The 16198-nt window shown below is 62.6% G+C and carries 19 protein-coding genes; 9 read left to right on the top strand and 10 right to left on the bottom strand.

The window, feature by feature from the left end:
• Nucleotides 1-126: 126 nt before the first annotated feature.
• Nucleotides 127-624 (top strand): methyltransferase family protein, encoded by a 498-nt coding sequence (locus NKH06_RS22810; protein ID WP_352894081.1) that lies wholly within the window; start codon nucleotides 127-129, stop codon nucleotides 622-624.
• A 177-nt stretch (nucleotides 625-801) separates the two neighbouring features.
• On the opposite strand, the gene NKH06_RS22805 is transcribed toward NKH06_RS22810, so the two are convergent.
• Nucleotides 802-1698, bottom strand: a complete 897-nt coding sequence (locus NKH06_RS22805; protein ID WP_023809733.1) for a LysR family transcriptional regulator — start codon at nucleotides 1696-1698, stop codon at nucleotides 802-804.
• A 79-nt stretch (nucleotides 1699-1777) separates the two neighbouring features.
• Nucleotides 1778-2752: a thioredoxin-disulfide reductase gene (trxB, locus tag NKH06_RS22800; protein WP_128303811.1), complete on the bottom strand. Its 975-nt coding sequence runs from the start codon at nucleotides 2750-2752 to the stop codon at nucleotides 1778-1780.
• 247 nt (nucleotides 2753-2999) lie between these two features.
• On the opposite strand from trxB, the gene NKH06_RS22795 reads away from it, so the two are divergent.
• Both NKH06_RS22795 and NKH06_RS22790 read left to right on the top strand, forming a co-directional pair.
• Nucleotides 3000-3479 carry an Lrp/AsnC family transcriptional regulator gene (locus NKH06_RS22795; RefSeq protein WP_023809735.1) on the top strand — a complete coding sequence of 160 codons (480 nt, stop codon included), beginning with the start codon at nucleotides 3000-3002 and terminating at the stop codon, nucleotides 3477-3479.
• 250 nt (nucleotides 3480-3729) lie between these two features.
• Nucleotides 3730-4524 (top strand): glycosyltransferase family 2 protein, encoded by a 795-nt coding sequence (locus NKH06_RS22790; protein ID WP_127318541.1) that lies wholly within the window; start codon nucleotides 3730-3732, stop codon nucleotides 4522-4524.
• Between the two features lie 4 nt (nucleotides 4525-4528).
• Here the strand turns inward: NKH06_RS22790 and NKH06_RS22785 are convergent, their stop codons facing one another.
• The 6 genes from NKH06_RS22785 to NKH06_RS22760 all read right to left on the bottom strand — a co-directional run bounded on the left by NKH06_RS22785 (nucleotide 4529) and on the right by NKH06_RS22760 (nucleotide 8708).
• Nucleotides 4529-5188 carry an HAD family hydrolase gene (locus NKH06_RS22785; RefSeq protein WP_352440413.1) on the bottom strand — a complete coding sequence of 220 codons (660 nt, stop codon included), beginning with the start codon at nucleotides 5186-5188 and terminating at the stop codon, nucleotides 4529-4531.
• A complete protein-coding gene (locus NKH06_RS22780) occupies nucleotides 5181-5753 on the bottom strand; it encodes a D-sedoheptulose-7-phosphate isomerase (protein WP_023809738.1) in 573 nt (190 codons plus the stop codon). Before NKH06_RS22780 ends, NKH06_RS22785 begins: the two co-directional genes overlap by 8 nt.
• 7 nt (nucleotides 5754-5760) lie before the next feature.
• Nucleotides 5761-7254 carry a D-glycero-beta-D-manno-heptose-7-phosphate kinase gene (gene rfaE1, locus NKH06_RS22775; protein WP_023809739.1) on the bottom strand — a complete coding sequence of 498 codons (1494 nt, stop codon included), beginning with the start codon at nucleotides 7252-7254 and terminating at the stop codon, nucleotides 5761-5763.
• Nucleotides 7255-7396: 142 nt separating this feature from the next.
• A complete protein-coding gene (locus tag NKH06_RS22770; protein ID WP_352440412.1) occupies nucleotides 7397-8029 on the bottom strand; it encodes a LysE family translocator in 633 nt (210 codons plus the stop codon).
• A gap of 36 nt (nucleotides 8030-8065) precedes the next feature.
• Nucleotides 8066-8479, bottom strand: a complete 414-nt coding sequence (locus NKH06_RS22765) for a hypothetical protein (protein ID WP_352440411.1) — start codon at nucleotides 8477-8479, stop codon at nucleotides 8066-8068.
• On the bottom strand, nucleotides 8472-8708 hold the full coding sequence (locus tag NKH06_RS22760; RefSeq protein ID WP_023809741.1) for a type II toxin-antitoxin system Phd/YefM family antitoxin: 237 nt from the start codon (nucleotides 8706-8708) through the stop codon (nucleotides 8472-8474). The genes NKH06_RS22765 and NKH06_RS22760 overlap by 8 nt, the downstream gene beginning before the upstream one ends.
• Before the next feature lie 147 nt (nucleotides 8709-8855).
• Between NKH06_RS22760 and rfaD the strand changes: the two genes are divergently transcribed.
• From rfaD to waaC, 3 genes are read left to right on the top strand one after another with little or no spacing between them, the layout of a single operon-like run.
• Entirely contained in the window at nucleotides 8856-9824 is a 969-nt protein-coding gene (gene rfaD, locus NKH06_RS22755) for an ADP-glyceromanno-heptose 6-epimerase (protein ID WP_352440410.1), read from the top strand.
• Nucleotides 9797-10804: a lipopolysaccharide heptosyltransferase II gene (gene waaF, locus NKH06_RS22750; protein ID WP_352440409.1), complete on the top strand. Its 1008-nt coding sequence runs from the start codon at nucleotides 9797-9799 to the stop codon at nucleotides 10802-10804. Before rfaD ends, waaF begins: the two co-directional genes overlap by 28 nt.
• Nucleotides 10801-11778 (top strand): lipopolysaccharide heptosyltransferase I, encoded by a 978-nt coding sequence (gene waaC, locus NKH06_RS22745; protein ID WP_352440408.1) that lies wholly within the window; start codon nucleotides 10801-10803, stop codon nucleotides 11776-11778. The genes waaF and waaC overlap by 4 nt, the downstream gene beginning before the upstream one ends.
• Nucleotides 11779-11833: 55 nt before the next feature.
• Here the strand turns inward: waaC and greA are convergent, their stop codons facing one another.
• On the bottom strand, nucleotides 11834-12307 hold the full coding sequence (gene greA / locus NKH06_RS22740) for a transcription elongation factor GreA (RefSeq protein WP_013530066.1): 474 nt from the start codon (nucleotides 12305-12307) through the stop codon (nucleotides 11834-11836).
• Between the two features lie 270 nt (nucleotides 12308-12577).
• Nucleotides 12578-13117 (bottom strand): tetratricopeptide repeat protein, encoded by a 540-nt coding sequence (locus tag NKH06_RS22735; RefSeq protein ID WP_023809744.1) that lies wholly within the window; start codon nucleotides 13115-13117, stop codon nucleotides 12578-12580.
• 143 nt (nucleotides 13118-13260) lie between these two features.
• Here NKH06_RS22735 and NKH06_RS22730 point away from each other — a divergent pair, with 143 nt between their 5' ends.
• The 3 genes from NKH06_RS22730 to NKH06_RS22720 all read left to right on the top strand — a co-directional run bounded on the left by NKH06_RS22730 (nucleotide 13261) and on the right by NKH06_RS22720 (nucleotide 16195).
• Entirely contained in the window at nucleotides 13261-13686 is a 426-nt protein-coding gene (locus tag NKH06_RS22730) for a DUF3775 domain-containing protein (RefSeq protein WP_013530064.1), read from the top strand.
• A gap of 187 nt (nucleotides 13687-13873) precedes the next feature.
• Entirely contained in the window at nucleotides 13874-14911 is a 1038-nt protein-coding gene (locus NKH06_RS22725) for an extensin-like domain-containing protein (RefSeq protein WP_031212699.1), read from the top strand.
• A gap of 477 nt (nucleotides 14912-15388) precedes the next feature.
• Nucleotides 15389-16195 carry an extensin-like domain-containing protein gene (locus NKH06_RS22720; protein WP_352440407.1) on the top strand — a complete coding sequence of 269 codons (807 nt, stop codon included), beginning with the start codon at nucleotides 15389-15391 and terminating at the stop codon, nucleotides 16193-16195.
• Nucleotides 16196-16198: the final 3 nt, after the last annotated feature.

Here is a 16198-nt window from a genome sequence, read left to right as displayed (position 1 = left end):
CGGGTAATTGCAACTACAGAATCGCCAATCTCGGCTGGCTTTCGGCTCGAAATGCCAAAACTGGGCAATGATGTGGAAGCGGGCAGCAGGCGTGCATTTCTAAGGCAATCGGGGAGGAAGCAGCCAATGCGGGCGTTTTCGGCGATCGCGGGCAGTGCGGCCTTCTTCATCGCGGCGCCCTGCGTGGTTGCCGGGCTGGTGCCCTGGCTGTTGACCGATCGCTGGGGTTTGCCGTGGTCTGGTCTGCCGGGCTTTGTCCCTGTCGGCGGGCTTCTGATCGTCGCCGCGGTCGCGGCACTCCTGCATGCCTTCGGCCGTTTTGCGCTTGAGGGCCTGGGCACACCCGCACCGGTCGCCCCGACCGAGAGGCTGGTGATCGGTGGCATCTACCGCCATGTCCGCAACCCGATGTATGTCGCCGTGCTGTCGATCATCCTCGGCCAGGCGCTGCTGTTCTCGAGCTGGGCGCTTGTCGCCTATGCAGTCATCGGCGCGATCGTCATGGGCTCTTTCGTGCGGTTCTACGAGGAGCCGACCTTGGCTCACCGCTACGGCGCCGAATACGACACCTACCGCCGCAACGTCCCGGGCTGGCTGCCTCGACTGTCGCCCTGGCGTGGTTGAGCCACCATCGCAGGGCGCGTTGAGATTCAGGTCAGGCCGAGTCGAGAATGGTGGCTGCCGAGAACCGGAGCGGAGCATACTTAAGTACGTGAGCACAGTTCTACCACGATGCGGTAGACGGGGAAGCGCAGGAAGCGGCCATTCGCGGGCCGGCCTCACTTGAATATCGGCATGCCCTCAGAAGGACCAGCTTCGGGCCTTGGCGATGATGAAGTCCCGGAACACATGCAGCTTGGCCTGGTTCTTCATCGCGTCGGGATAGGCGAAATAGGTGTCGAAAGACGGCACCTCGGTCTCCGGCAGCAGCTGCACCAGATCGGAGTCCTTGCTGATCACATAGTCGGGCAGCATGGCGATGCCGGCACCGCCCTGCACCGCACGCTTGATGGACAATATGTCGTTGATCTGCAGCGTCGGCACCCTTTGTCCGCCTTCGAAATCACCGACCGTCTCCAGCCAGTTCAGCTCCGACAGATGCGACGGCACCGGCACGCCAAAGGTGACGATGCGATGGGCCTTCAGCTCGGCGACGGAAGACGGCTTACCATGCTTGGCGACATAGGATGGGGCCGCGTAGAGGTGGAAATGCACGGTGAACAGGCGGCGCTGGATCAGGTCCGGCTGCTGCGGCTGGCGCAGCCGGATGGCGCAATCGGCCTGGCGCATGGTGAGATCGAGTTCCTCGTTGGCGAGGATCAGCTGCAGGCTGATTTCGGGATAGAGTTCGATGAATTCCTGTACCCGCTCGGTCAGCCAGCCGGCGCCCAGCCCCACCGTCGTCGTCACCCGCAGCACGCCCGACGGGCGATCCTTGGTCTCGGTCAGCCGGGACTTGATGGTCTCCAGCTTCATCAGCACGTCATGCGCCGTGCGAAACAGCATCTCACCCTGCTCGGTCAGCACCAGCCCGCGGGCGTGGCGGTTGAACAGCGGCACGCCGACATCATGCTCGAGCGCGCTGACCTGCCGCGAGATCGCCGATTGCGACAGATGCAATGTCTCGGCCGCATGGGTAAACGACCCCGCCTCCGCCGCAGCGTGAAACACGCGTAGCTTGTCCCAGTCCAACGCCATGATTCCCCTCGTTCTGTTTTGGCGTCTGAATGAAAAATCAGGCTTTTACACGGCGTTTCTAAGCCGCTCTCTGAACTCTCTACTCGGCCGCTTCGCGATGCACTTCGATGCCGGCCAGATACTTCTCCGCCTCGAGCGCGGCCATGCAGCCGAGCCCCGCTGCCGTCACCGCCTGGCGGTAGATATCGTCGGTCACATCGCCGGCCGCGAACACGCCCGGCACATCGGTGCGGGTCGAATCCGGCGCCGTCCACAGATAGCCGTTCGGCTTCTGCTTGAGCTTGCCGGCGAACAGTTCAACCGCCGGCGCATGGCCGATGGCCACGAACACGCCGTCGACCTTGAGGTGCGACACCTCGCCGGTCACCGCATGCTTGAGCTTCAGCCCCTCGACCGAGGGCGGCAGCGGCGTCTTGCCGGGTCGACCGGTGATCTCATCGACGATCGTGTCCCAGATGATGCGGACATTGTCCTTCTTCAGAAGCCGCTCGCGCAGGATACGTTCAGCGCGAAAATCGCTTCGCCTGTGGATGACCGTCACGCTCTTGGCGAGATTGGACAGATAGAGCGCCTCTTCCACCGCGGAATTGCCGCCACCGATCACCGCGACATCCTTGCCCCTGTAGAAGAAACCATCGCAGGTGGCGCAGGCCGAGACTCCAAAACCCATGAAGTCCTGCTCGGTCGGGATGCCCAGCCATTTCGCTTGCGCACCGGTGGCGATGATCAGCGCGTCGGCGGTATAGGTGGTGCCGGAATCGCCCTTGGCACGGAACGGTCGCACGTTGAGGTCGACCTCGGTGATGATGTCGTTGATGATGTCGGTGCCGACATGCTCGGCCTGTTTCAGCATCTGCTCCATCAGCCACGGACCCTGGATCGGGTCGGCGAAGCCGGGATAGTTCTCGACATCGGTGGTGATCATCAACTGCCCGCCCTGCTGCAGGCCGGCGACCAGCATCGGCTTCAGCATGGCGCGGGCGGCATAGACCGCCGCCGTATAGCCGGCCGGACCGGAACCGATGATGAGAACGGGCGCGTGCTTGGTGGTCATCTAAAGCCTCTGCGGAGGGCTGCCGGCAATTGCGGCATGGAAAACTCGATCATTGTCGCGCGTAATGTAAGTGTTGCCCACGACGCCAGCAAGGCAAGTTGGAGTTCGTCCCCGGAAAGCTTTGTCACACCTGTCGCCCGCTGATCCCGTGAAATATTCCGGGCGAAGGAGGAATGGACAGCGAAGTCGTTTAATTACAAAATCACGCAAGATTCTTGCGTATTGCCCCTGATGATCGAGAACCCCCATGCCGCTCAAGGCCGACCTCGACGCCATCGACTGGAAGATCCTGCGCGAATTGCAGGGCGACGGCCGCATGACCAATGTCGAACTGTCGAACCGCGTCGGCATTTCGGCTCCGCCATGCCTGCGCCGCGTCAAGCGCCTGGAGGAAGCGGGCATCATCCGTGGCTACCGCGCCTTGCTCAATGCGCCAGCGCTCGGCCTCGATGTCGTTGCCTTCTGCCTGGTCGGCCTGCATCATCAGGCCGATGCCGAGCTGCGCATCTTTGCCGAGCGCACCCGCGGCTGGCCGATCGTACGCGACGCCTGGATGGTGTCGGGCGAATCCGATTTCCTGCTCCATTGCGTGGCGAGCGACCTTGGCGCCTTCCAGACCTTCGTCATCGAGGAACTGACCTCGACCCCGAATGTCGACACGGTGCGAACAGCGCTCACCATCCGCCGGGTCAAGGACGAAGGGCTGGTCTCGTTCGCACAGCCTTGACCCGGTTGAACCGCAGCGGGCTTCGCCGATGCGGCTTGAACGCCTCGCCATATCAGCGCCGCTTTGGCGTTCGATAGCTCTCCTGTGAAGCCGGAATTTCTGCCGTAGCCGTCTTGTTGGTTTCCTAGAGCAATTCCAGAAAAAGTATGTAACGGTTTTCCCGGGAAAAGCGCATAGCGCTTTCGGGATTGCGTAAACAGGTGGCGCAGGGCAGCCCAATTCCGAGAACAGTGTGCCGTGGGGTGGGACGATGACTCGATTTTCTAGCCCGGTTTCGGCGCTGGTCATCTGCATGAACGAGGCCGATATGATCGGCGAGTGCCTGGAAAGCGTCGATTTCTGCGCCGAGATCATCGTCGTCGATTCGGGCTCGACGGACAGCACTCTGGACGTCGTCAATGGGTACATCGCCAAAGGCTACCCGATAAGGCTGTTTCACAACGATTGGCCGGGCTTTCCTCGTCAGCGGCAATTCGCGCTCGATCAGGCCACGCAACCATGGTGCCTTTCGATTGAAGCCGACGAGGCCATCGACGACGTGCTCAGGCAGTCAATCATGAATGTGACCCAGCTTGGGAATGACGCCTTCGACGGATGGTACATCAGACGCCGCGACAAGCTGAAGGGCTATGGCTATGCGCACCGCTGGGTGCTTCACAACAGGCTGCTGCGTCTTTTCCGCCGCGACAAGGCCACGATGGACCTTAATCTGCGGGTCCATGAGTCGTTCGAGGTGCCAGGCGAAACCGGCACGATAGAAAATGGCGTGCTGCTGCATCGCCGCGAAATGACCATTGCCGAGGATCTGGCAAGAGCCAACACCTACTCCAGCCTCAAGGTTGCCACGCTGGTCGAACGAGCCAAGAAGCCCGGCCTGATAAGACTGGTGCTGTCGCCTCTCGGCAACTTCCTGAAGTTCTACCTGGCCAAGCGCTACTTCCTGTGCGGCCGGCACGGATTCGTCTATTCGATGCTGGTGATGCTGTATTCGTTCGCGACAGAGGCCAAGCTTTATGAAGCCTGGCGAGACAAAGATCGGATGTAAGCCGTCACGGCGCGCCCGAGGCGGTGCCAAGCGCAGCTATTGCGGCGAGCAGGCCGTCGAAATCCGCGCGGGCGCACCAAGGCTGAATTGTGAAGCCCGATCGGACAGCTGCTTGCCCGTCTACCAGCCAGCCCTGCGCGAGGCCGGCGCGTTGTCCCGCCTCCATGTCGGCCTCCTTGTCGCCGACGATCAGCGAACGCCGCAGATCGAGCCCGAGGCGCCCGGCCGCCTCCAGCAACATGCCCGGATTGGGCTTGCGCATCGGATGATCGGCGACCGCAAGCACACCGGTGCCAGCTTCGTGATAGGCGCAGGCGACGACCATATCGACGAACGCATTTTCGGCGCGCAGCAGCTCGAGCACGCGGCCGTTGACGGCAGCGAAATCGCCCCAGCCGAAATAGCCACGCGCGATGCCCGACTGGTTGGTGACGATGATGACCGGAATGCCGGCCCGGTTGGCGGCGGCTATCACCGCGGCTATGTCCGCGCGCAGCACCATTTCGGCAGGATCATCCGGATAGCCCGTATCGACATTGATGGTGCCGTCGCGATCGAGGAACAGCGCCGGCGAGCCGGCGGCGAACAGCCTTGAGCCGACCTGCTCGACCCATAGGCCAGGCTCCGCCAGCGGATAGCGGCCAGAGGTCGGGGGATCAGCCATTGCTGAGGCGCGCTTCGACCACCTCGCACAAATGATGGTAAAGGCACAGATGCCCCTGCTGGATGATCGGCGTCGAGGTCGACGGCACGTTGAGCAGGATATCGGACAGAGGCTTCAGCTTGCCGCCGGTGTCGCCGGTCATGCCGATCACCGTCATGTCCATCCTCCGCGCCTGTTCGGCGGCGGCAAGGATGCTCGGCGAATTGCCGCTGGTCGAGATCGCCAGGAGCACCCCGCCGGCGGCGCCATGCGCCTCGACCTGGCGCGAAAAAACCGTGTCGAATCCATAGTCGTTGCCCCAGGCGGTCAGCACCGCTGCATTGGCCGGCAGCGCGATGACATTGTAGGCCTTGCGCTCCTTGAGAAAGCGGCCGACCAGTTCGCCGGCAATGTGGATGGCGTCGCTGGCCGAGCCGCCATTGCCGGCGATGAGCAAGGCTTTCCCCGACGAAAGCGCCGTCACCACCGCGCTCGCTGCCCGCCCCATCTCACCGGTCAGGTCCCGTTCGACCATGGCTGATATGGCAGCCGCGGAGCGGACAAGATAATCGTTCAACTCGGACATGAAACCCTCAGTTTGTGGTGCCGCCGGCGCGCAATTTGCCAATGGTGTTGGTGGTGCTTTTTCCGGCGACCAGATCGACCAGCACGACGCGTCCGCCGGCCTTCTGCACCACATCGGCGCCGACCACGGTGTCGACCGTGTAATCGGCCCCCTTGACCAGTATGTCGGGCAGCAGCGCTTCGATCAGCGCCAGCGGCGTATCTTCCTCGAACACCACGACCGCATCGACCGAGGCAAGTGCTGCCAGCACGCAGGCGCGGTCGTGCTGGTCGTTGACCGGGCGCCCGGCGCCCTTCAGTCGCCGCACCGAGGCATCGCTGTTAAGGCCGAGCACCAGCCGGTCGCACTGGCTGCGCGCCGCGTGCAGCAAGCTGACATGGCCGGCATGCAGGATGTCGAAGCAGCCATTGGTGAAGCCGACGCTCAGGCCCTCTTCCTTCCACGCCGCCACCATGCGGGCGGCCGATGTGGCATCGAGGATGGCGTCCTTGTGGGCGGTCGGCCCATGTGAACGGAACAGCGCGCCGGTGAGTTCCTCGACCGTCAGCCGCGCGGTGCCACGCTTGCCCACCACGACGCCACCAGCGGCATTGGCGATCGAAGCGGCCATGACCGTATCGGCGCCCACGGCCAGCGCCAGCGCGAAGCTCGCGATCACCGTGTCGCCGGCGCCCGAAACGTCGAACACTTCGCGCGCCTGGGTGGCGATGTGGCGCGCCTCGTCGGGACCGACCACGCTCATGCCCTTTTCGCTGCGCGTCGCAACGACGAAATCGAAACCATGTGCCGAAATCAGCTCGCGTGCGGCAGCCACGATCTCGTCATCGGCGAACACCGCATGGCCGACGGCCTCGCCGAGTTCCTTGCGGTTGGGGGTGATGGCGGTCGCCCCGGCATAGCGCGCATAATCGCGGCCCTTCGGGTCGACCAGCACCGGCTTTCCAGCCTCGCGGCAGATGGCGATCAAGTCGCCGGCGACGCCGTCGAGCAGGATGCCCTTGCCGTAGTCGGACAGGATGACGATGTCGGCGCGCGTCAGTGCGGCGCGGAAATGCCGGATCAGGCCGGCTCGCTCCGCAGCACCCAACGGCTTGATTTCCTCCTCGTCGAAGCGCAGCACCTGCTGGTTGAGCGCGCTGAAGCGGCTTTTGGACGAGGTCATGCGACCACGCTCCTGCGCGAGGCCCGCCGTATCGGCGCCAAGCTCGCCGAGCATCCGCACCAGGCTATCGCCTGCCACATCGGTGCCGATGACCGAGACGGGAACAGCGGCAGCACCAAGCGAAACGATGTTGGCCACGACATTGCCGGCACCGCCCATGGTCGAGGTCTCGCCGCGCCCGTGCAGCACCGGGATCGGCGCCTCCGGCGAGATCCGCTCGATGACACCGTTGACGAAACGATCGAGGATGAAGTCGCCGACCACCAGCACGGTGGCCTGGCCGAACCGCGCAATGGCGCGGTGCAACGGTTCGGGAGAAGGCGGATTGTGCTTGATCATGTCACTGGCAACACAGGGAAAAGGCCGATTTCAATCTCATAAGTGCTCATCAATCGACTGGTCGGATCGCTCATGGCGAAAGCCGATATACCGCAAATTCACGCAGCGCAACGGCAGGCATGATCCCGGCAGGCTCGGGCGGTCAGCTCTTCTGCAGGGCGACATGGACGCCCAGCCCGACCAGCACAGCTCCTCCCGCCCGTTGCATCAGCCGCTGTGCGCGGCTCGAACGCCGCAAACGGCCGATCACGGCGCCCGCCAGGAACACACAGACGATATCGGCCGAGGAGAACATCAGATTAACGATCGTGCCGAGCACGACGAACTGCAGCCAGACCGGAAACGCCGCCGAGGCGTCGATGAATTGCGGCAGGAACGCCATGAAGAAGATCGCTGTCTTCGGATTGAGCACCTCGACGGTGATGCTCTCGAAAAAGGCGCGCCGTGCCGATTTGCGCTCGATGGCAGGCAGCGACGCATCGCCGTCCGCGCGCTTGCGAAACAGCGAGACGCCAAGCCAGATCAGATAGAGCGCGCCGACCAGCTTGACCGCCTGGTAGAGGGTCGGCACGGCATGAAACAGCACCGACAGCCCGGCAGCCGCGGCGAAAACATGCACGTAGCCGCCCAGATGGATGCCAAGTGCCGCCGTCAGGCCGGACCAGCGGCCGCGCGCCATCGTCTGCGCGGCGGCATAGAGCATGGCCGGCCCTGGAATGTAGGCGAAGATCGCCGTGGTGGCGAAAAACGCGATGAGCAGTTCGGTCGATGGCATTTTTGGTCCCTCACGATCGTGCTCTGTTCTGTCGATTCAGTCCGCGCGCGGGATGGCTTTGGACTGACCCGTGCGGACAACCGCAGTAAAAGCGAACATAATTTTCTTGTGAAATGACGGGCTGAACGCGCCGATTCGCGCACCCGGCTCGAAATAGGCTGACGCTTCCAGGATATCATGATTGTACTCGTCGACCATGACCCAAAGGGGCATAGGGTAGAGGCCCGCACGGTGGCGTTCAATTTCCGGGATGCTGACGGCAACGCGATCACGGCCCGGCTGCGTGGAAGTGATTGCAAGGATGAAGAGGTTCGTACCGCCGGCTTTCCCAGGAAGGACAGCCACAAAGGCTACAGGCCGTGACTTCCGGCCTTCGGTCTCGCCGTCTCCGTGTTGGCGATGCCAAAGATATGGATATCGCCAGACGTCCGCAGCGGCGGGTTTAATCACGGTCCAATTCCGCGGCGTACTCCTCAAGCATCTCGACATGTTCGGTCGGGGCATCCTCCGCAGCGTAGACGCGGCGGCTGTCGTTGCCGAAGCGCGCTTCGTAGGCCTCGATGCTCATCAGGACGTATCTCGGCTTGTTGTGGCGAGTGATGGAGACCGGCTGCTGGCTGGCAGCTGCAAGCACATCTCCAAGATTCTGTTTCAGATCGGTCGATGGATAGTTTTTCATGGGATGTCCCGTTTTGTCCATAATAGACAAAACAGACAAAACAGACAAGCCCATAAAAATGGCAGGACAGGCACATGCCTGGCTTTATCGACAGCCCGCCTAGCCTCCCCTATAAGGGCCGGAATCGCAAGCAACCAGAGGCCCTTCATGATCATCGTCACGGGCGGCGCCGGTATGATCGGCTCCAACATCGTCGCCGCGCTGAATGCCGAAGGGCATGACGACATCCTCGTCGTCGACGACCTTACCGACGGTCACAAGATCGCCAATCTTGCCGATCTCAAGATCGCCGACTATCTCGACAAGGACGATTTCTTGGACCGCATGGAGGCAGGCTCGCTCGGCCGCATCGAGGCCATCTTCCACCAGGGCGCCTGCTCGACCACCACCGAGTGGAACGGCAAGTTCATGATGGAGGTGAACTACGCCTTCTCGAAACGGCTGCTGCACGCAAGCCAGGCGCTGCGCGTGCCCTTCCTCTACGCCTCCTCGGCTTCCGTCTATGGCGGCGGCTCGGAGTTTCGCGAGGATCCGGCGCTCGAGCGGCCGCTCAACGTCTACGCCTATTCCAAGAAGCTGTTCGACGACTTCGTCAGGCGAACCGTGTTCGCCGGGCGCACCGCCTTCGATACCGACCATTCACAGGTCGTGGGCTTGCGCTACTTCAACGTCTATGGCCCGCGCGAGGCGCACAAGGGCGCCATGGCCTCCGTCGCCTTCCATCTGTTCAACCAGGTCGAACGCGGCGAGAACCCGAAACTGTTCGGCGCCCATGACGGGTTCGGGCCCGGCGAACAAAGCCGCGACTTCATCCATGTCGGCGACGTCGCCGACGTCAATCTGTGGCTGTGGAAACAGGGCTCAAGCGGCATCTTCAATTGCGGCACCGGCCGTGCCCAGCCCTTCCGCGCCATAGCGGAAACAGTGATCGACACGCTGGGCAAGGGCGAGATCGAGTTCATCACCTTCCCCGACCATCTCAAGGGCAGCTACCAGAGCTTTACGCAAGCTGATATGTCCCGTTTGCGCGCGGCCGGTTACAATGGCCAATTCCGGACAGTGGAAACCGGTGTCAGAGACTATGTCGAATGGCTGAAAGCCCAACGATCCTCGTGATCGGCCCACGCTGGGTGGGCGACATGGTGATGGCGCAGTGCCTGTTTTCGGCGCTGAAGGAGTTGCATCCCAACGCCGCCATCGATGTGCTGGCGCCGGCCTGGGCAGCGCCGCTGGTCAAGCGCATGCCCGAAATCCGCCAGCAGATCGACTTTCCGCTCAAACCCGGCGCGCTCGAATTCACCCATCGCCGCCGCTTCGGCCGCCTGCTGCGCGGCCGCTACGACATCGCCTATATCCTGCCGGGCAGCTGGAAGTCGGCGCTGATCCCGTTCTTTGCCCGCATTCCGCGCCGGGTCGGCAACCTGCGCGAGATGCGCTATGGCCTGTTGACCGACATCGTGCCATTGCCCGACAGCATCAAACGACGCACCGCGCAGGCCTATTTCGGCCTTGCCCAGGGCGGTGGTTTCCGGGCGCCACGGCTTAGCGTGGACACGAAAAACCAGGTCGACCTGCTCGGCCGGTTCGGCCTAGCGCCGCAAAAATTCGTGGCCCTGATGCCCGGCGCCGAATTCGGCCCGGCCAAGCGCTGGCCCAGCGAAAGCTATGCCGGGCTTGCCCGCAATTTCATGGGCAAAGGCTTGAAGGTCGCTCTGTTCGGCTCGAAGAACGACCGCGACGTGACGGCGGAGATCGCGGCCCTGGCCCCCGGCGTCGTCGACCTCGCCGGACAGACGCGGCTGGAGGACGCCATCGACCTGATATCCGCCGCAAGGCTGGCCGTGTCCAACGACAGCGGGTTGATGCATGTCGCGGCCGCCGTCGGCACGCCGATCGTCGCCGTCTACGGCTCGACCTCGCCCGAGAACACGCCACCGCTGGCTGAGCACCGGGAACTGGTCTGGCTTAGCCTGTCGTGCTCGCCATGCCACCAGAAGGTCTGCCCGCTCGGCCACCTCAACTGCCTGAAGACGCTTGAAGTCGGCCAGGTCGCAGCAGCGGCGGAGCGGCTGCTGGACATCCCGGCAGCGGCATGAAGGTGCTGATCGTCAAGACGTCATCGATGGGCGATGTCATTCACACCTTTCCGGCCGTCGAGGATGCCCGTCGCAACCGCCCGGACCTGACCTTCGACTGGTGCGTCGAAGAGGCATTTGCCGGTATCGTCGCGCTTCACCCGGCGATCGACCGGATTCATACGGTGGCGATCCGGCGCTGGCGCAAGGCGCTGCTCGACGGCGCCACCTGGCGCGAGGCGGCCGCCCTGCGCCGGACCTTGCGCGATTGCCGGTACGACCTCGTCATCGATGCGCAAGGCCTCCTGAAATCGGCTCTGGTGGCAAGACAGGTGGGCTCCCACATTGCCGGCTTCGACCGTTCGAGCGCGCGCGAACCTTCTGCGACGCTGTTCTACGATGCCACTTATCCCGTGCCGCGCGACCTGCACGCCATCGAACGGACACGGCGGCTGTTCGGGCTGGCGCTCGGCTATCAGCCCGATCTTTCGACCCTGGACTCCGGCATCGTGCCGCCCGCCGGCACTCTGGCGGGCCCTTCTGGAAAAACCGCCTTCCTGCTGCACGGCACCAGCCGCGAAGACAAGAAATGGCCGGCCGAAGACTGGATTGAAACCGCCCGCCTGCTGGCTGAACGTGGGATGACGCCGGTCACGACCTGGTCGAACGAGCGTGAGAAGGCCGTGGCCGAAGCCATTGCCAAGGCAGTGCCATCGACAGTTGTGGTGCCAAAGTCACCGCTGGCCGACATCGCTGCGTTCATCGGCCGCTCGGAACTGGTCATCGGCGCCGACACCGGGCTCACTCACCTCGCCAGTGCCTTTGGCCTGCCGACGGTCGCGGTGTTCCTGGCAACCGAGCCCGGGTTGACGGGTCCTCGCGGGCAATATGCGTCGACGCTTTTGGCACCGCCCAGGGGGCGTGTGATGCCGGCGGAGGTGGTGGCGGAGGCAGAAAGGCTGCTGGCGCTTAAAGTCGGCGCCAGCACCGGTTGATTTAGTCAATAATTGAATTGAAAGGCTAGCGCTGCCGCGCCCACCTCAAATTGCTCTAGATGAACTGCACCTGGACGATCTCATACCCCCTGGCACCGCCAGGCGCATTGACCTCGATGGCGTCGCCGACTTCCTTGCCGATGAGCGCACGCGCGATCGGCGAGGAGATCGAAATGCGGCCGGACTTCACGTCCGCCTCCTGGTCGCCGACGATCCGGTAGGTCTTCTTTTCCTCGGTATCCTCGTCGACCAGCACCACGGTGGCGCCGAACTTGATCTTGTCGCCGCTGAGCTTGCTGACGTCGATCACCTCGGCCCGCGCGATATAATCTTCAAGCTCGTTGACGCGGCCCTCGTTGAGGCTCTGCGCCTCTTTGGCGGCATGATATTCGGCATTTTCGGACAGGTCGCCATGCGAGCGCGCTTCGGAGATCGCCTCGATGATGCGCGGCCGCTCTTCCTGCTGGCGCCAGCGCAGTTCTTCCTTCAATGACGCGAACCCCTCGCCTGTCATCGGGACCTTGTTCATGATGCCTGACCTTTCCTGCTGCCACCCCCGCGTTTCGGGGAAAGCCTTGTCGATGGTACAAAAAGAAAACGGGTCCGGCAGCCTCGGGCTAACGGAACCGTTTCACCGCAATTTCCCTGAATATAGCAATCTTCGCGGGTTTTTCACGCCCAAAAATCGGTTTTGTAAAAATCATCCCCGCATTCATCAGCCGGGGGCGGTGAATGAGACTGGGGGCAACAAAAGCGGCCGCGATCGCTCGCGGCCGCTTAAAAGAGCCCTGGAATCTTTTCAGCTTCGCATAAAATGGTCGATCTGCTCGGCCAGCATGCCGTATTCGCGCGAACCCTTGCCGGTCCGCTTCTCGATTTCCATCAGCTGTTGCTGGGCGCCGGCCAGATCGCCGATCTGCAGATGCGCTTCGCCGAGATATTCACGCACCAGCGTGTAGTCCGGATCGATGCGCAGCGCTTCCTCGTAATAGCCGAGGCCGACTGTGACGCGGCCGGAATGGCGGTGCGAATAGCCGAGATAGTTGAGGATGCGCGGATCCTGCTTGTTGGCGGCAAGGCTGAGCACGGCGATCGCCTCGTCATAGCGCCCGGCCATCGCCAACGCATGGCCGGCATCATAGATGCTGTCGTCGTCGAGCATGCCCTCCTGGGGTGCGACGCACTTTTTCTTCTTCTTATCCCAGACTTCGCCCTTCTTGCATTGGGTGACGGTCTGATCGCTGCCGCCACTGTCACCGCCGGCGGCGAACACCGGAACGGCAAGGAACTGCAGCGCGACAAGGGCAGTCGCCGCCTGGATCAGCACTCTTTTATGCATCGAAACCTCCTGGAGGGGTGAGAATGCAACACTAACGCCGGTCGGCTTGCGTTTCATCCCGGAAAATTACGTGCGGGAGAACATCAGGTGACGGATGCTGCGAATCCGCTATCATCCGGCAAACGACCTGAGGGAGACGGCCCTTGCAGCGGCGGCTTGAAAAGGACTGGGAGCTTTCGATCGGCCCCGACACGGTGCGCTTGTTCATCCTCAAGGCCAAGGCGCTGAGTGCGGCCGTCAATGAAGACTATGCAGATGGCGCCGAGCACGAGGTCGAACTCGACGGCGAGTCCCATGTCAACCATCACCATGACGGCCTTGCCGAGGAAAGCTCGGAGAATCTGACCGAGGAAGAGCTGCGCGAGCTGATAAACGACCTCAATGTCGATGAAGCAGCCGAGCTGATCGCGCTGGCCTGGGTCGGTCGCGGCGACTACGACGCCACCGAATGGGCGGACGCGCTGGCGGCAGCGCGCGAACGCGCCAACAAGCGCACCGCGAAATACCTGCTCGGCATGCCGCTGCTCGCCGACTGGCTGGAGGAAGGGCTGGAAGCGATCGGTGCGTAACGACGCGGTTACCGTTCGTGATGGGGCCAAGGCAACTTTCCTCGCGTCGGCGCCGTTGACGGCGATGGGGTCGATTGTCTTTTCCCGAATATGCAGGATCGCGTTCGTCATGGCCGTCACGGTCTTGCTGGTGATGCCGGCCGAGGCGAGACATCGCCATCGGCATCACGAGCCGTTGACACCGAGGATAGAGCAGCCGTTGACACCAAGAGCCGAACAGTCCCTTAAACCGCGAGGCGGAAAGCGCCTGAAACCACGAAGACACCGGTCGGTGACGCCGAAGCAGGCACAGCAGAAAACGCTGCCGCCGCTACCCTTGCCTGCCGATGTGCCGATGCCCAGACCCGGCATTTCGGGATCCGGACCCGCCATTCCAGTGCCGGAACCACGCCCGGCGGACGCTGCGAACACCGCCGGCGCGCCCGACCGTTCCAATGAAGAAAAATCCCGCCAGGAAAAGCAGGCACTTCCCGAGCCGCCGGCTCCCGAACCCTCAGCCGATACGGAAAGCGAACCGGAGCCGCCCGCGGTCGCGCCAACGCCGACACCAAAACCCGACATCGCGGAGCCCGAGGCTCAGCCGCCCAACATTGGCCCGCAGCCGTCGCAAAAGCCGGCCGATGCAGACGACGAGAAGATGCTGCCAGACCCGCGCTCGGCCGACATGCCCGATGAAAAAATGCCGGCCGAGGAAGTCGCATGCCGCGAACGGCTGAAGATGCTCGGCGTCGAATTCGAAGAACACAAGGCGGAAAGCCAGGCCGAAATCGGCTGTTCGATCCCCTATCCCATCGTGCTGAAGACCCTTGGAAAGTCCGTCGCCATCGGCCCCGCCACCGAGCTCAACTGCAAGATGGCCGAGGCAATGGCGCGTTTTGCCGCCGATGTCATCCAGCCGGCTGCGAAAGCCGAATTCGGTGCGGACCTGAAATCGATCGGCCAGGCGTCGGCTTTTGTCTGCCGGCCACGCAACGGCACACGAAAACTGTCGGAACACGCGTTCGGCAACGCACTCGACATCGCCAGCTTCACGCTGTCGGACGGCAAGAAGATCGAGGTCGGCCCGGCGCCGCCCGAGAAGGACGCCAAATTCCTCAACGCCGTGCGCAAGGCCGCCTGCGGACCCTTCAAGACGGTGCTCGGTCCGGGCGCCGATCCGGATCATTCCCTGCATTTCCATCTCGATCTCGAACCGAGACGGCATGGCGGAACGTTCTGCCAATAGCCGGAAGCGCACTCAGGAAGTTGGGCTAATATCTATTGCATAGCGCTCGGGGGAAGCGGCTTGTCGATCTCGGCCTTCATGATCAAAACACCACGTGTAAAATCATCAAAATCTTCGATACTCATGCTGCAAGTCTCTTGGACCAAACTTCTATGTCGGAATTGAACCACAACATATTTCTGCTGGTCCCTGTCCAGCTTCAGAAGAAAGGCAAACGAATAGGGGCTCCTACGCAGAGTTACATATACTTCACGCAGATCACGGGCGGTGAAGAACCGTTTTATCGCACGCCACATTGGCATTTCTCCCCCTCCAACAGCAATTGGTATAGGTTAGGCAAGCGACCCTGTCGAAGATAAATTGCCTTCCGCAATGATCCGCGTGCCGCAATTCGGCCGCAGGCATGAACGCGGACGCTGAGTTTTCCTTTACCCTTGATCGTTAAAATGCCGGATATCCATCAACGGGATTCCGCCAATGGCCGGCAAATTTCGGGCCGTGTTTTTCGCCGCCGCGCGCCAGTCAAAATATGCAGCAAGGCTGACCGCCGGCCTGGCGCTGGCGGCGCTTTCCGCCTGCAACACCGGCAGTGTGCTGTCGCTGCAGCCGGCCGTCGACGTCGGCGCGCAGACGGCTGCCGTGCCGCAATATGCCGGCATGCAGAAGCTTGTTCCTTCCAATCCATACATGACGCAGGCCGCTTATCCGCGCATGGACGAGCCGATGTCGCCCGTCGAGCAGATGCCGGCCAGCGAAACCGACTGCCGGCAGCAATTGAAGCGCCTCGATGTCGCCTACACCGACCTGGCGCCGATCCATGAAGGCCAGTGCGGCATCGATTATCCGGTCAAGGTTTCGGCCATCGGCAACATCCAGATGAAACCCGCCGCGACCCTGACCTGCGACATGGCCGCCACCTTTGCCGGCTGGACGAAGAACGAGCTCGTCCCCTCCGCCCGCTGGCGTTATTTCTCCGGTGTCAAGACCATCCACCAGGGCTCCAGCTATTCCTGCCGCAGGATTGCCGGCGAAGGTGTACTGTCCGAGCACGGCAAGGGCAATGCGCTCGACGTCATGAGCATCGAACTCAACAATGGCGACGACATCGACGTGCGCAAGCCCGGCCTGTTCGCCTTCCGCACCCGGGGCTTCCTCAACAATGTACGCGCCGACGGCTGCCAGTATTTCACCACCGTGCTCGGCCCCGGCTACAATTACGACCACCGCAACCATTTCCATTTCGACATCAAGAACCGCAAGAACGGTTATCGCGCCTGTCGTTAGAAA

Source organism: Mesorhizobium sp. M1342 (assembly GCF_040317955.1).
Classification (GTDB): domain Bacteria; phylum Pseudomonadota; class Alphaproteobacteria; order Rhizobiales; family Rhizobiaceae; genus Mesorhizobium.
This window is presented reverse-complemented; position numbering and strand designations above follow the sequence as displayed.

Bases quoted from the DNA above. Each gene is read 5' to 3' on its own strand.
- NKH06_RS22810 (WP_352894081.1), top strand. From the start codon at position 127: ATGCGGGCGTTTTCGGCGATCGCGGGCAGTGCGGCCTTCTTCATCGCG.
- NKH06_RS22805 (WP_023809733.1), bottom strand. From the start codon at position 1,698: ATGGCGTTGGACTGGGACAAGCTACGCGTGTTTCACGCTGCGGCGGAG.
- trxB (WP_128303811.1), bottom strand. From the start codon at position 2,752: ATGACCACCAAGCACGCGCCCGTTCTCATCATCGGTTCCGGTCCGGCC.
- NKH06_RS22795 (WP_023809735.1), top strand. From the start codon at position 3,000: ATGCCGCTCAAGGCCGACCTCGACGCCATCGACTGGAAGATCCTGCGC.
- NKH06_RS22790 (WP_127318541.1), top strand. From the start codon at position 3,730: ATGACTCGATTTTCTAGCCCGGTTTCGGCGCTGGTCATCTGCATGAAC.
- NKH06_RS22785 (WP_352440413.1), bottom strand. From the start codon at position 5,188: ATGGCTGATCCCCCGACCTCTGGCCGCTATCCGCTGGCGGAGCCTGGC.
- NKH06_RS22780 (WP_023809738.1), bottom strand. From the start codon at position 5,753: ATGTCCGAGTTGAACGATTATCTTGTCCGCTCCGCGGCTGCCATATCA.
- rfaE1 (WP_023809739.1), bottom strand. From the start codon at position 7,254: ATGATCAAGCACAATCCGCCTTCTCCCGAACCGTTGCACCGCGCCATT.
- NKH06_RS22770 (WP_352440412.1), bottom strand. From the start codon at position 8,029: ATGCCATCGACCGAACTGCTCATCGCGTTTTTCGCCACCACGGCGATC.
- NKH06_RS22760 (WP_023809741.1), bottom strand. From the start codon at position 8,708: ATGAAAAACTATCCATCGACCGATCTGAAACAGAATCTTGGAGATGTG.
- rfaD (WP_352440410.1), top strand. From the start codon at position 8,856: ATGATCATCGTCACGGGCGGCGCCGGTATGATCGGCTCCAACATCGTC.
- waaF (WP_352440409.1), top strand. From the start codon at position 9,797: ATGGCTGAAAGCCCAACGATCCTCGTGATCGGCCCACGCTGGGTGGGC.
- waaC (WP_352440408.1), top strand. From the start codon at position 10,801: ATGAAGGTGCTGATCGTCAAGACGTCATCGATGGGCGATGTCATTCAC.
- greA (WP_013530066.1), bottom strand. From the start codon at position 12,307: ATGAACAAGGTCCCGATGACAGGCGAGGGGTTCGCGTCATTGAAGGAA.
- NKH06_RS22735 (WP_023809744.1), bottom strand. From the start codon at position 13,117: ATGCATAAAAGAGTGCTGATCCAGGCGGCGACTGCCCTTGTCGCGCTG.
- NKH06_RS22720 (WP_352440407.1), top strand. From the start codon at position 15,389: ATGGCCGGCAAATTTCGGGCCGTGTTTTTCGCCGCCGCGCGCCAGTCA.